Here is a 12,713-nt window from a genome sequence, read left to right on the forward strand (position 1 = left end):
ACTAAAGGCGTTTGTCACCCTGCACCGCAGCTACCAAACCCGCCGCATACCCCGGCAATGCCGCAAAATCCCGCGTGCACACCAGCAATCGGCGGTTGGCCCATGGTTCCGCCAGCGCCACCCAGTGCAAGGGCAACATACCCTGCCAGCGTCGCACCGCTGCCAGTGGCACCACCCCCACGCCGGCACCGCCGGCGACCATGCGAATCACCCCATCAAACCCTTCGGCCCGCACGCGTACCTGCATCCGTCGCCCCTCGCGCAGGGCTTGCTCTTCAAGGTACAACGCCAATGCACTGCTGGCGCCGAGGCCGACATAGCCGTGCGCCAGGCTATCGCTGAAGCTGGGCGCGAGCGCACTGGCCAGCGGGTGGCCGGGCGGCGTCACTAGCACCAGCGGGTCGTCGCGAAAGGGGCGGGTTTGCAGGTGCTCGCATGGGGCTGCGGTCGAAACGATGCCGAGGTCGGCCATGCCCTGGGTAATCGCTTGCACGATGCGCAGGCTCGGCAGTTCCTGCACGTCGACGCTGATTCCGGGGTTTTCAGCCAGGTAGCTGGCCAGCAGTTCCGGCAGGTATTCGGTGAGCGCCGCGGTGTTGCACAGCAGGCGCACCTGGCCTTGCTGCCCTTGCGCGTACTGGCCCAGGTCGAACTGCAGGCGTTCGACCTGCTGCGCTATCAGCCGGGCATGCTGCAGCAGGGCCTGGCCGGCCGGCGTCGGCTGCACGCCACGGCGATTGCGTTCCAGCAGGGGGATGCCCAACGAAGCTTCCATGGCGCGAATGCGCGCACTGGCTGCTGGCAGCGACAGGTGGCTGCGGCTGGCGCCGGCGGTGATGTTGCCGCACTCCAGGGTGTGCTGGAACAGCCTCAGGTCGATCAGGTCGAAATGCATCTGGCTCTGTCCTGGCAAGAGTCTGCCTGAGTATATGACAGATTTTCAGCCCGGCCGGCGCGCGCCATCATCGGCTGATGAATACCTTGCTCGCTTTCTATCAAGACCTTGGCCCAGCCCTCGCATCGCTGGTGGTAATGACCTTTCTGCTGGCCGGTACGGTGAAAGGGGTGATTGGCCTCGGCTTGCCGACCATCGCCATGGGCCTGTTGGGCCTGGCTATGCCTCCGGCGCAGGCTGCCGCGTTGCTGATCGTGCCTTCGACCTTCACCAACCTTTGGCAGCTGGCGAGTGGCGGGCATCTGCGGGCGTTGCTGGTACGTCTGGGGCCGATGCTGGCAATGCTCTTCATCGGTACCTTGCTGGGCAGCGCCTGGTTGGGGATCAACAGCGGCCCGTGGGCCAAACATGCACTGGGCGCGGCCCTGCTGGCCTATGCGCTGTACGGGTTGGTCGGGGCGGGCCTGTGCCTGGCGCCGAGGCGCGAGCGTTGGCTGGGGCCGGCCTGCGGCCTGGTGACCGGCGTGGTCAGCGCAGCGACGGGGGTATTCGTGATACCGGCGGTACCCTACCTGCAGAGCCTGGCCTTGAACCGTGAGCAGATGGTCCAGGCCCTGGGCCTGTCGTTCACGGTATCGACCCTGGCCCTGGCCGTTGGCCTGGCCGGGCAGGATGCCCTGGGTGGCCAGGCACTGGGGGCCTCCCTGCTGATGCTGGCGCCGGCCTTGCTCGGCATGCTGGCCGGGCAATGGCTGCGCCAGCGCATCAGCGCACTGTTGTTCAAACGCTGCTTCTTCATCGGCCTGGCCGCACTTGGCGGCCATTTGCTTATCAGCGGTTAGCGGACGAGGCGCTGAGCATGTCGATCATCTGGATGTCGAAATCGCGCTCCAGGTAGTCCATGCGCTTTTCGAAGAATGCGGTCATGTGCGGCAGGGCCGAGTGCACATCCAGCGCGGCCTTGTCGGCCCATACCTCGAAGAACACGAACAGGCTCGGGTCCTGCTTGTCGCGCAGCATGTGGTACTCGATGCAGCCAGGTTCCTGACGGCTTGGCTCGACGTAGGCGCGGAACAGGGTTTCGAAGGCTTCGGCCATTTCCGGACGGGTCTTGGCTTTGAGGATGAAGGCGTACTGCTCGGTCATGGGTCGCTACTCGTTGACGGAAGGTAAGGCGATTCTACGGCAATAATGCGCCAGCCATTCGTGACTTGTGGTCAATTGTATTTTGCCCCCGAGCCACTGTATCCCCCGCCCGCGAGCCCCTAACCTGGCGACCTGAATTTTTCGCGAGGCTCACATGAAAAAGATCCTTCTGCTCAACGGCGGTAAACAGTTCGCTCACTCCGATGGCCGTCTCAACACCACCCTGCACGAAGCGGCCATGGCTCACCTGGATCGCGCCGGTTTCGATGTGCGCCAGACCTTCATCGATGGCGGTTATGACATTCAGGAAGAAGTGGAGAAATTCCTCTGGGCCGATGTAGTGATCTACCAGATGCCAGGCTGGTGGATGGGCGCGCCATGGACCGTGAAGAAATACATCGACGAGGTGTTCACCGCAGGCCATGGCAGCCTCTATGCCAACGATGGTCGTACCCGTTCGGACCACTCGCAGAAATATGGCAGCGGTGGCCTGGTACACGGCAAGCAGTACATGCTGTCGTTGACCTGGAATGCGCCGCAGCAGGCATTCGACGACCCCAGCGATTTCTTCGAGGGCAAGGGTGTGGATGCGGTGTACTTCCCCTTCCACAAGGCCAACCAGTTCCTTGGCATGACTGGCTTGCCGACCTTCCTGGCGGTGGATGTGATGAAGCGCCCGGATGTGCCAGCTGCGCTGGCGGCCTATGCGGAGCACCTGGACAAGGTATTCGGCAAGGCACAGTGAGTTTCGCTGTGCCGCCGCTTCGCGGGCCAGCCTGCGAAGAGGGCGGTACAGGCAGCGCTGGACTTGGCCTCGACAAGCGGCTATCTAGTCCCTGCAGAGACCAACCACAGGCTCCGATGTGAAAACCCGATCTGAAGAACTCCAGGTATTCGTCACCGTCATCGACTGCGGCTCGATTTCCGCTGCTGCCGAGCAGATGGGCCAGACCCCGTCCGCCGTCAGCCGCACCCTGTCACGCCTGGAAGGCAAGCTGGGCACCACTTTGGTCAACCGCACCACCCGGCGCATGGACCTGACCGAAGAGGGCCGCTTTTTTCTCGAACGCTCGCGCCTGATCCTGGAACAGATGGACGAGATGGAAGAGCGCCTGTCGATGAACCGCCAGACCCCTACCGGGCGTCTGCGCATCAACGCCGCTGCGCCGTTCATGCTGCATGCCATCCTGCCCTGGATCGGCGAGTTCCGCCGCCAGTACCCTGGCATCGAACTGGAACTCAACACCGACGACCTGATCATCGACCTGCTGGAGCAGAGCACCGATGTGGCCATTCGCATCGGCGAACTGGCCGACTCCAGCCTGCACGCGCGCAGCCTGGGGTGCAGCCCGGTGCAGGTGCTGGCCAGCCCGGCGTACCTCGAACAGCATGGTACGCCGCAGCGGGTCGAGGACCTGGCCAACCATTGCCTGCTCGGCTTCAGCCAGCCCGAGTCGCTCAACCACTGGCCACTGCGCCATGCCCAGGGCGACCGCTGGAGCATCCGCCCGGCGCTGATCGCTTCCAGCGGCGAGACCTTGCGCCAGCTGGCCCTGGCGGGCGAGGGCATCGTCAGCCTGTCGCACTTCATGACCCACGAAGACATCCGCAGCGGGCGCCTGCAAGTGTTGCTCAGCGAAGCCAACAACGGCTATCGCCAGCCGATCCATGCGGTGTACTACCGCAATACTCAGCTGGCGCTGCGCATCCAGTGCTTTCTCGATTTCATCCAGCGCAAGCTGGCGATGTACGCCTGCTGAGTTGCCTGAACGCGACACATTCTGTCCACAGGCGGCGAAACTTCCAGCGATTGATTGCGCAGTGGAAACGCTTCGGCCTTACTCACTGCTCAACAAAAACAACACCAAGGAAGTGTCATGCGTATGGTTCCGTTCCAGTACCTGGCTCTCGCCGCCGCGATCCTGAGCTGTTCCTCGGTTCATGCCGCCACCCTGGAGGGCGGTGCAGTGGCCGCGCCCGATCAATATGGTGCACAGGTGGCCGCCGATATCCTCAAGAAAGGCGGCAACGCGGTGGATGCGGCAGTGGCCACTGCGTTCACCCTGGCGGTGACTTACCCCGAGGCGGGCAACATCGGCGGCGGCGGGTTCATGACCCTGTTCGTCGACGGCAAACCCTATTTCCTCGATTACCGTGAGGTCGCCCCCAAGGCCGCCACGCGCAACATGTACCTGGACGACAAGGGTGAGGTGATCGAGCACCTGAGCCTGGTCGGGGCGCGCGCTGCAGGTGTGCCCGGCACGGTAATGGGCTTGTGGGAGGCGCACCAGAAGTTCGGCAAGCTGCCCTGGAGCGAACTGCTGACCCCGGCCATCGGTTATGCGAAAAACGGTTTCAAGGTGGCTGAAAAGCAGTACCAGTACCGCAACGATGCCCAGGGCATGTTCAAGACCGCGACCAACTTCAACGATTATTTCGGCAACATGAAAGTCGGTCAGCTGTTCAGGCAGCCAGAGATGGCGCAGACCCTGGAGCGCATCGCCGACAAGGGCGTGAGCGAGTTCTACCAGGGCAAGACTGCCGACCTGCTGGTGGCGCAGATGCAGGCCGACAAGGGCCTGATCACCAAGCAGGACCTGCAGGACTACAAGGCCATATGGCGTGAGCCGATGGCTGTGAGCTGGCGTGGCAATGTGGTCTATACCGCGCCTCCGCCAAGTTCCGGCGGCGTTGCCCTGGCCCAGTTGCTGGGCATCAAGGAGGATCGCGCGGCGGACTTCAAGGGTGTGGCGCACAATTCGGCGCAGTACATCCACCTGCTGGCCGAGATCGAAAAGCGGGTGTTCGCCGACCGTGCCGACTACCTCGGCGACCCAGCCTTCACCCAGGTTCCGGTGGCGCAGCTGGTGGCCAAGGACTACCTGGCCAAGCGTGCCGCACAGGTCAACCCGAAGGCCATTTCCGCGACCGACAAGGTCAGGCCGGGCCTGGAGCCGCATCAGACCACGCATTTCTCCATCGTCGACAAGCAGGGCAACGCGGTCAGCAATACCTACACCCTGAACCTTGATTACGGCAGTGGCGTGGTGGTGAAAGGTGCGGGCTTCCTGCTGAACGACGAGATGGATGACTTCAGCGCCAAGCCGGGGGCGGCCAATGCGTTCGGCGTGGTTGGCGGGGATGCCAATGCCATCGCACCGGGCAAGCGCATGCTGTCGTCGATGAGCCCCAGCCTGATGACCCGCGATGGCAAGGTCGAGTTGGTCATCGGTACACCAGGCGGCTCGCGCATTTTCACCTCGATCTTCCAGGTCATGAACAATCTGTATGACTACGGCATGCCGCTGGACAAGGCGGTGGCAGCGCAGCGTGTGCACCATCAATTGCTGCCCAAGGACACCATTTACTTTGACAGCTACGCGCCGTTGACTGGGCCGGTAGCTGATGAGCTGAAGAAGATGGGCTATGTGCTGGAGGATCAGGGCTGGGAAATGGGGGATATCCAGGCGATCCGGGTTGATGGGACGAAGCTGGAGACCGCTTCGGATCCGCGTGGGCGTGGGGTAGGGATGATCGTCAAGTAATACCTGCCAGAATGCTGGGAGGGCTTTGCCCTCCTATCGCGACACAAGGCCGCTCCCACAAAGACCTGCGTACGCCGATCAATGTGGCAGCGGCCTTGTGTCGCGATGGGCCGCAAAGCGGCCCCAGATTCCAGGGTCAGACGCGGAACTGGCTGACCAATGTCTGCAACTGCCCGCCAAGGCGCGCCAGCTCCACGCTGGACGCTGCCGTCTCGTCACTGGCCGCCGCCGTCTGTTCCGACACATCGCGCACATTCAGGATGCTGCGGCTGATCTCCTCCGCCACCGCACTTTGCTGCTCCGCTGCCGCGGCAATCTGCTGGTTCATCGACTGGATGCTCGACACCGTGCTGGTGATGCTTTCCAGCGAGGTCCCGGCCTTGCGCGCCAGCTCGACGCTGCTTTCGGTCAGGGTACGGCTACCGTGCATGGCCGCGGCCACTTGCTGGGTACCGTGCTGCAGGCTGGCGATCAGTTCCTCGATCTCTTCGGTGGATTTCTGCGTGCGCTGGGCCAGCCCGCGCACTTCATCGGCGACCACGGCAAAGCCACGCCCGGCCTCGCCGGCACGCGCCGCTTCGATCGCAGCGTTCAGCGCCAGCAGGTTGGTCTGTTCCGCCACCGACTTGATCACGTCCATCACGCTGCCGATCTTCTGGCTTTCCTGCTGCAGCAGGTTCATGGCCTCGGTAGAGCGGTGCATGTCTTCGGCCAGGCGCTCGATCTGACCAATCGCCTCACCCACCACGCGGTCGCCGGCACGGGCCTCGTCATCGGCACCGGTGGCGGCATGCGATGCCTGTTCGGCGTTGCGCGCCACTTCCTGAACGGTGGCCGCCATTTCATGCATGGCGGTGGCCACCTGGTCAGTCTCGACCTTCTGGCTGTTGGCCCCGGCGCTGGTCTGTTCGGTCACCGCCGACAGCTCCTCGGCGGCGCTGGCGATCTGGGTGACGCCATCGCGGATGCCGCTGATCAGTTCGCGCAGGGTGCTGCCCATGCGCGCGATGCCCTGCTGCAGCACGCCCAGTTCGTCGCGGCGGGTAACGTGCAGCTGCTGGGTGAGGTCGCCGCTGGCAATCTTTTCCACCGCCATCAGGGTGTCACGCAGTGGGCGGGTGATCTGCCGGGTAATCAGCACGGCCGCCAGCACGCCGACCAGCAACGCCAGCAGGGTGGCGATAGCCTGCAGGCTGCGGGCCTGGCTGCTCTCAATGTCGCGGCGTTCCAGCTGGATCTGGTACAGCGCGTCGCTGCGCTTGACGATGTCGGCACCCTGCACGGTCATTTCGGCGCGTGCAGTGGTGATGTTGGCGACTGCGTCGCGGAACTGGCGCACAGCGTCACGGTAGGCCAGCACCGAGCCTTCGAACTGTTGCAGGCGCGAGTCTTCGCCGGGCAGCTGGCGCTTGAGGCTGTCGATGCCGGCCAGGGCGGCATCCAGCTGGCGCAGGGCGGCCTGTTCATTGGCAGCGCTGTTGTCGGCGATGTAGCCGCGGACGTCGATGAGTACCTGCAGCAGTTGCTGACGAGCCTTGCTGATCAGTTGGTACTGGGCCAGGCGCACGCTGTCGGCTTCGGCGCGGGCGGTGACTTCCTGACTGAGAGCGTCCATGGCCTGGTCGGCCTTGCTGGCCGAGTCTTCCATGGCCGTGCGCGCGGTGCGGGTAGCGTCGTAGCCCTGGCGCATCTTGTTCAGCGATACCTTGTAGGCGCTGATGGTTTCGCCCAGCTCACTCAGCAACTTGACGTTCTCGGGACTCTTGAACGTGCTGGCCAGGTACGTCTGCTGCTTGCTGAAGGCGTTCAGTTTGGCCTGGGTGTTGGCGGCGGCGGCATCGTCACCGTTGGCGATCATGTACTGCAGGCGGGCAATGCGCAGGTCGGTCAGGTCCTTGTTCAGCTGGCCGATATCTCCCATCCAGTTGCTACGGTCGATCAGGCTGCCCAGGCTGGTCCAGCCAGTCAGGGCCAGCAGGCCGGTGAGAATCAGTACCAGACCGAAGCCCAGGCCCAGTTTGAGGTTGACGCTGATGTTGGCGAACCAGCTGTTCATGCACGCTCTCCAGAAGTTGTTTTCGCTCGATTTGTCTTCGATCGCCAGGCGTTTTTGTTCTGGATGCCTGCTGATTCGTGCAGGGGTTATCGGCCGGGATGGGATGAGCTGAAACGCTTTTTCAGCAAAATTGTAACAAGATAACTGAAGGCGGCTTTGCGGCCGTTCGCGGCTAAAGCCGTTCCTGCGACGACCGCGCCAGCCTGGTGGGAGGTGTCAGAGGCTACGAGCAATGAAGGTATCGCAACTATTCACTTCCCCCTCGGCGAATCCAGCCTTGAACCAGCGCACTCGCTGTGCCGAGGTGCCGTGGGTGAACGAGTCCGGCACTACGCGCCCGCGGCTTTGCTGCTGCAAGCGGTCATCGCCAATGGCATTGGCGGCGTTCAGGGCTTCCTCGACGTCACCCGGCTCCAGCCAGTTCAGGCGCTTTTGCGCCTGGTAGGCCCACACTCCGGCCAGGCAGTCGGCCTGTAGCTCCTGGCGCACCAGCAGGCCACTGTCGCCTTCCAGGCGTTGGCCGCTGCGGCGTGCCGCGTCTACCTTGGCCGACACGCCAAGCAAGGTCTGCACGTGGTGGCCGATTTCGTGCGCGATCACGTAGGCCTGGGCGAAGTCGCCGGCGGCCGCGAAACGGGTTTCCATCTCGCGGAAGAACGACATGTCCAGGTATACGCGCTGGTCGGCGGGGCAGTAGAACGGGCCTACTGCCGCTGAAGCAAAGCCACAGGCCGAATTGACCTGGCCGCTGAACAGCACCAGCTTGGGTTCGCGGTATTGCCTGCCGTTCTCGGCAAACAGGGCTTTCCAGGTGTCTTCGGTGTCGCCCAGGATCGAGGCGACGAACTCGGCCTGCTGGTCGTTGGCCGGCGGGGCCTTGCCGCCCACCCTGCTGGGCGCCTGTTGTTGCTGCTGCTCCATCTGCCCGGCGAGCTGGCCAAGAATCTGCAGAGGGTCCTGCCCGGTGAGCCAGCCGATACCAACGATCAGCAATACTGCGCCAAGCCCCAGCCCCTTGCCGCCGCCGAAACGCATGCCGCCACCGCCACCTTCGCCTCGGGCATCGACCACGTTGTCGCTGCGTCGGCCTTTTCGCCATTCCATGAAATGCTCCCCGGAGCGTGAAACAAGAAGACAAAGATTAGTTCACCACTACGGCCGGTGTCAGGCCAACGTATGTAGCCATAACCATTCGGTTATGTTTGAGGTGGCTGATTTCAATATTCATCGCGTGCGGCTTGCCCGAAACTGCAAGTCCGCCTGCCACGCCCAGGCGTTCACATAATTCCAAGAGAGGAAAACCGGCATGCCCGCCCAGGACACCAGCCGCTTCGTGATCCGTGATCGCAACTGGCACCCCAAAGCCCTTACGCCTGACTACAAGACGTCCATTGCCCGTTCGCCGCGCCAGGCACTGGTCAGCATTCCGCAGTCGATCAGCGAAACCACCGGCCCGGACTTTTCCCACCTGGGTTTCGGCGCCCACGACCATGATCTGCTGCTGAACTTCAACCACGGTGGCTTGCCGATCGGTGAGCGCATCATCGTCGCCGGCCGCGTCGTCGACCAGTACGGCAAGCCTGTGCCGAATACCTTGGTGGAAATGTGGCAGGCCAACGCCGGTGGCCGCTACCGTCACAAGAATGACCGTTACCTGGCACCGCTGGACCCGAACTTCGGTGGTGTCGGCCGCTGCCTGACCGACCGTGACGGCTACTACAGCTTCCGCACCATCAAGCCGGGCCCGTACCCCTGGCGCAACGGGCCGAACGACTGGCGTCCGGCGCATATCCATTTCGCCATCAGCGGCCCTTCGATCGCCACCAAACTGATCACCCAGTTGTACTTCGAGGGTGATCCGCTGATCCCGATGTGCCCGATCGTCAAGTCGATCGCCAACCCGCAAGCGGTGCAGCAACTGATCGCCAAGCTCGACATGAGCAACGCCAACCCGATGGATTGCCTGGCCTACCGCTTCGACATCGTGCTGCGCGGCCAGCGCAAGACCCACTTCGAAAACTGCTGAGGACCCCGCCATGCCAATCGAACTGCTGCCGGAAACCCCTTCGCAGACTGCCGGCCCCTACGTACACATCGGCCTGGCCCTGGAAGCGGCCGGCAACCCGACCCGCGACCAGGAAATCTGGAACCGCCTGGCCAGGCCAGATGCGCCCGGCGAGCATATCCTGCTGATCGGCCATGTATATGACGGCAATGGCCACCTGGTGCGGGACTCGTTCCTGGAGCTCTGGCAAGCCGATGCCAATGGTGAATACCAGGATGCCTACAACCTGGAAAACGCCTTCAACAGCTTTGGCCGCACGGCTACAACCTTCGATGCGGGCGAGTGGACTGCACATACGGTGAAGCCAGGCGTGGTGAAGAACGCTGCCGGTGTGCCAATGGCACCGCACATCAACATCAGCCTGTTTGCCCGGGGGATCAACATCCACCTCCACACACGCCTGTATTTCGATGATGAAGCGCAGGCCAATGCCAAGTGCCCGGTGCTCAACCTGATCGAGCAGCCGCAGCGGCGCGAGACCCTGGTGGCCAAGCGGTGCGAGGTGGACGGGAAGACGGCGTATCGCTTCGATATCCGTATTCAGGGGGAAGGGGAGACGGTTTTCTTCGACTTCTGAGTTGGAGCTTGGGGCTGCAAAGCAGCCCCGGCTATCTGAAGGTCAGCGCCGAACCAGCAAAACCCCACTTTCCATATGGTGGGTATAGGGGAACTGGTCAAACAACGCACAGCGCTCGATACGGTGGGTGTCGTGCAACTGGGCAATGTTCGCCGCCAGCGTCTCCGGGTTGCACGAGATGTACAGGATCCGCTCGAAACGCCGGGTCAGCTCGCAGGTATCCGGGTCCATCCCCGCGCGCGGCGGGTCGACGAATACCGTGCCGAAGTCATAGCCCTTCAGGTCGATGCCTTCCAGGCGACGGAACGGTCGCACCTCATTCAGTGCCTGGGTCAGCTCCTCCGCCGACAGCCGCACCAGCTGCACGTTGTCCACCGCGTTCTCGTCGAGGTTGCTCAGCGCGGCATTGACCGAAGTCTTGCTGATTTCGGTGGCCAGTACCTGGCGCACGCGGGTGGCCAGCGGCAGGGTGAAATTGCCGTTGCCGCAATAGAGTTCCAGCAGGTCGTCTTCGCGCTCGCCAATGGCCTCGAAGGCCCAGCTCAGCATTTTCTGGTTCACCGCACCGTTCGGTTGGGTGAACGCGCCTTCCGGTTGGCGATAGCTGAACACGCGGCCAGCCACGTCGAGTTTTTCCACCGCGTAGTCGCGGCCGATCACCAGGCGTTTGCCCTTGGAACGGCCTATCACGCTTACGCCCAGTTCGCCAGCCAGCTGTCGTGCAGCCACTTCCCAGGCTTCGTCCAGCGGGCGGTGATAGCACATCGTGACCATGGCATCACCCGCCAGGGTAGTCAGGAACTCTACCTGGAACAGCCGGTTGCCGAGTTCTTCGCTGGCCTGCCAGGCCGCCTTCAGGCGCGGCATCAACTCGTTGATTCGCTGGCTGGCAATCGGGAAGTCGTCGATCAGGATCGCCTTGTGCTTCTCGCCCGGAGCGAACATGGCGTAGTGACGCTGACCATCCTCGCGCCACAGGCGGAACTCGGCACGCAGGCGGTAGTGCTCTCGCGGCGAATCGAAGACAGCCGGCTCCGGCGCACCGAACGGCGCCAGCAGCTCGCGCAGCCGGGCCACCTTGGCGTCCAGCTGGGTGGCATAGGAGGAGGGGTCGAAAACAGCACTCATGCGTTGAACCAGCCCAGCTTGATGACGAACAGGATGGAAAGGATCACCAGGGCCGGGTTCAGGTCGCGGTGGCGACCGGAAATCAGCTTGACGGCGGTCCAGGCGATGAAGCCGAAGGCGATGCCGTTGGCGATGGAGTAGGTCAGCGGCATGGCCAGGGCGGTCACCACCACCGGTGCGGCCTCGGTGACGTCGTCCCAGTTTATTTCCGCCAGGCCCGAAGCCATCAGTACCGCGACGAACAGCAGCGCCGGGGCGGTGGCGAAGGCCGGCACGCTACCGGCCAGCGGAGCGAAGAACAGCGCCAGCAGGAACAGCACAGCGACCACGATGGCGGTCAGGCCGGTGCGGCCACCGGCGCTCACGCCTGCAGCGGATTCGATGTAGCTGGTGGTGGTCGAGGTGCCCAGCAACGACCCGGCCATGGCTGCGGTACTGTCGGCGATCAGCGCACGGCCCATCTTTGGCATGTGCCCGTCCTTGCCCATCAGCCCGGCACGCTTGGCCACGCCGATCAGGGTGCCGGAGTTGTCGAACAAGTCGACGAACAGGAAGGCGAAGATCACGCTGACCAGGCCGACGTCCAGCGCACCGGCGATGTCCAGCTGCAGGAAGGTCGGGGCCAGCGACGGTGGCATGGAGACGATGCCGCCGAAGGGGGTCACGCCCATCACGATCGAGGCGATGGTCACGGCAAGGATGCCGATCAGCACCGCGCCGCGCACTTTCAGCGACTCCAGGCCGACAATCAGGAAGAAGCCCAGGGTAGCGAGGAGCGGTGCCGGCTGCTTGAGGTCGCCCAGGCCCACCAGGGTGGCCGGGTTATCGACGACGATGCCGGCGTTATGCAGGGCGATCAGCGCCAGGAACAAGCCGATACCGGCGGCAATGGCCGAACGCAGCGGCAGCGGGATGCTGTTCACGATCCATTCGCGGATGCGGAAGATCGACAACAGGAAGAACATCACCGCCGACAGGAATACCGCGCCCAGTGCCACCTGCCAGGTGTGGCCCATGTGCAGCACCACGGTGTAGGTGAAGAATGCGTTCAGGCCCATGCCCGGAGCCAGGGCGATCGGGTAGTTGGCGATCAGGCCCATGGTCACCGAACCGATGGCCGCAGCCAGGCAGGTGGCGACGAAGACCGCGCCCTTGTCCATGCCGGTCTCGCCGAGGATGCTCGGGTTGACGAACAGGATGTAGGCCATGGCCAGGAAGGTCGTGACGCCCGCGAGAATCTCGGTGCGCACATTGGTGTTGTGTGCTCTCAGTTGAAACAGCCTTTCCAGCATGCCCGCTCC

Annotated in this window: 12 protein-coding genes and 1 pseudogene; 6 read left to right on the top strand and 7 right to left on the bottom strand. The window is 63.4% G+C overall.

The window, feature by feature from the left end:
• Window position 1: 1 nt before the first annotated feature.
• On the bottom strand, window positions 2-895 hold the full coding sequence (locus HU760_RS04590) for a LysR family transcriptional regulator (RefSeq protein WP_186675291.1): 894 nt from the start codon (window positions 893-895) through the stop codon (window positions 2-4).
• Between the two features lie 77 nt (window positions 896-972).
• Between HU760_RS04590 and HU760_RS04595 the strand changes: the two genes are divergently transcribed.
• Complete coding sequence (locus HU760_RS04595) at window positions 973-1,737, top strand: sulfite exporter TauE/SafE family protein (protein ID WP_186675289.1); 765 nt, start codon at window positions 973-975, stop codon at window positions 1,735-1,737.
• Here HU760_RS04595 and HU760_RS04600 read toward each other — a convergent pair.
• Entirely contained in the window at window positions 1,727-2,041 is a 315-nt protein-coding gene (locus HU760_RS04600) for a putative quinol monooxygenase (protein ID WP_186675287.1), read from the bottom strand. The two genes, HU760_RS04595 and HU760_RS04600, sit on opposite strands and share 11 nt — an antisense overlap.
• A gap of 154 nt (window positions 2,042-2,195) precedes the next feature.
• Here HU760_RS04600 and mdaB point away from each other — a divergent pair, with 154 nt between their 5' ends.
• From mdaB to ggt, 3 genes are all read left to right on the top strand, one after another.
• Window positions 2,196-2,786, top strand: coding sequence for an NADPH:quinone oxidoreductase MdaB (mdaB, locus tag HU760_RS04605; RefSeq protein ID WP_186675285.1), 591 nt, complete (start codon window positions 2,196-2,198; stop codon window positions 2,784-2,786).
• Between the two features lie 118 nt (window positions 2,787-2,904).
• Entirely contained in the window at window positions 2,905-3,801 is an 897-nt protein-coding gene (locus HU760_RS04610) for a LysR family transcriptional regulator (RefSeq protein WP_170032648.1), read from the top strand.
• Window positions 3,802-3,918: 117 nt separating this feature from the next.
• On the top strand, window positions 3,919-5,586 hold the full coding sequence (ggt, locus tag HU760_RS04615) for a gamma-glutamyltransferase (RefSeq protein WP_186675283.1): 1,668 nt from the start codon (window positions 3,919-3,921) through the stop codon (window positions 5,584-5,586).
• A 136-nt stretch (window positions 5,587-5,722) separates the two neighbouring features.
• Here ggt and HU760_RS24650 read toward each other — a convergent pair whose 3' ends face one another.
• The 3 genes and pseudogenes from HU760_RS24650 to ypfJ form a co-directional block, all read right to left on the bottom strand.
• A complete protein-coding gene (locus tag HU760_RS24650) occupies window positions 5,723-6,586 on the bottom strand; it encodes a methyl-accepting chemotaxis protein (protein ID WP_437179852.1) in 864 nt (287 codons plus the stop codon).
• Between the two features lie 39 nt (window positions 6,587-6,625).
• Window positions 6,626-7,642 (bottom strand): annotated as a pseudogene (locus HU760_RS24655) (methyl-accepting chemotaxis protein); the annotation flags it as partial.
• 216 nt (window positions 7,643-7,858) lie between these two features.
• Window positions 7,859-8,746, bottom strand: coding sequence for a KPN_02809 family neutral zinc metallopeptidase (gene ypfJ, locus HU760_RS04625; protein WP_186675274.1), 888 nt, complete (start codon window positions 8,744-8,746; stop codon window positions 7,859-7,861).
• 202 nt (window positions 8,747-8,948) lie between these two features.
• Between ypfJ and pcaH the strand changes: the two genes are divergently transcribed.
• Complete coding sequence (gene pcaH / locus HU760_RS04630; protein ID WP_186675272.1) at window positions 8,949-9,668, top strand: protocatechuate 3,4-dioxygenase subunit beta; 720 nt, start codon at window positions 8,949-8,951, stop codon at window positions 9,666-9,668.
• 10 nt (window positions 9,669-9,678) lie between these two features.
• A complete protein-coding gene (gene pcaG, locus HU760_RS04635; RefSeq protein ID WP_186675270.1) occupies window positions 9,679-10,284 on the top strand; it encodes a protocatechuate 3,4-dioxygenase subunit alpha in 606 nt (201 codons plus the stop codon).
• Window positions 10,285-10,326: 42 nt separating this feature from the next.
• Here the strand turns inward: pcaG and trmA are convergent, their stop codons facing one another.
• Both trmA and HU760_RS04645 read right to left on the bottom strand, forming a co-directional pair.
• Window positions 10,327-11,412: a tRNA (uridine(54)-C5)-methyltransferase TrmA gene (gene trmA / locus HU760_RS04640; RefSeq protein WP_186675268.1), complete on the bottom strand. Its 1,086-nt coding sequence runs from the start codon at window positions 11,410-11,412 to the stop codon at window positions 10,327-10,329.
• Window positions 11,409-12,704, bottom strand: coding sequence for an NCS2 family permease (locus tag HU760_RS04645; RefSeq protein ID WP_186675265.1), 1,296 nt, complete (start codon window positions 12,702-12,704; stop codon window positions 11,409-11,411). Before HU760_RS04645 ends, trmA begins: the two co-directional genes overlap by 4 nt.
• Between the last annotated feature and the right edge of the window lie 9 nt (window positions 12,705-12,713).

The organism is Pseudomonas oryzicola (assembly GCF_014269185.2).
In the GTDB taxonomy this organism is placed as follows: Bacteria; Pseudomonadota; Gammaproteobacteria; order Pseudomonadales; family Pseudomonadaceae; genus Aquipseudomonas; species Aquipseudomonas oryzicola.

What these genes read in the sequence shown, in the direction of transcription:
- ypfJ (WP_186675274.1), bottom strand. Translation starts at nt 8,746, where the DNA reads ATGGAATGGCGAAAAGGCCGACGCAGCGACAACGTGGTCGATGCCCGA.
- HU760_RS04595 (WP_186675289.1), top strand. Translation starts at nt 973, where the DNA reads ATGAATACCTTGCTCGCTTTCTATCAAGACCTTGGCCCAGCCCTCGCA.
- HU760_RS24650 (WP_437179852.1), bottom strand. Translation starts at nt 6,586, where the DNA reads ATGGGCAGCACCCTGCGCGAACTGATCAGCGGCATCCGCGATGGCGTC.
- mdaB (WP_186675285.1), top strand. Translation starts at nt 2,196, where the DNA reads ATGAAAAAGATCCTTCTGCTCAACGGCGGTAAACAGTTCGCTCACTCC.
- HU760_RS04590 (WP_186675291.1), bottom strand. Translation starts at nt 895, where the DNA reads ATGCATTTCGACCTGATCGACCTGAGGCTGTTCCAGCACACCCTGGAG.
- HU760_RS04645 (WP_186675265.1), bottom strand. Translation starts at nt 12,704, where the DNA reads ATGCTGGAAAGGCTGTTTCAACTGAGAGCACACAACACCAATGTGCGC.
- pcaH (WP_186675272.1), top strand. Translation starts at nt 8,949, where the DNA reads ATGCCCGCCCAGGACACCAGCCGCTTCGTGATCCGTGATCGCAACTGG.
- trmA (WP_186675268.1), bottom strand. Translation starts at nt 11,412, where the DNA reads ATGAGTGCTGTTTTCGACCCCTCCTCCTATGCCACCCAGCTGGACGCC.
- HU760_RS04600 (WP_186675287.1), bottom strand. Translation starts at nt 2,041, where the DNA reads ATGACCGAGCAGTACGCCTTCATCCTCAAAGCCAAGACCCGTCCGGAA.
- ggt (WP_186675283.1), top strand. Translation starts at nt 3,919, where the DNA reads ATGCGTATGGTTCCGTTCCAGTACCTGGCTCTCGCCGCCGCGATCCTG.
- pcaG (WP_186675270.1), top strand. Translation starts at nt 9,679, where the DNA reads ATGCCAATCGAACTGCTGCCGGAAACCCCTTCGCAGACTGCCGGCCCC.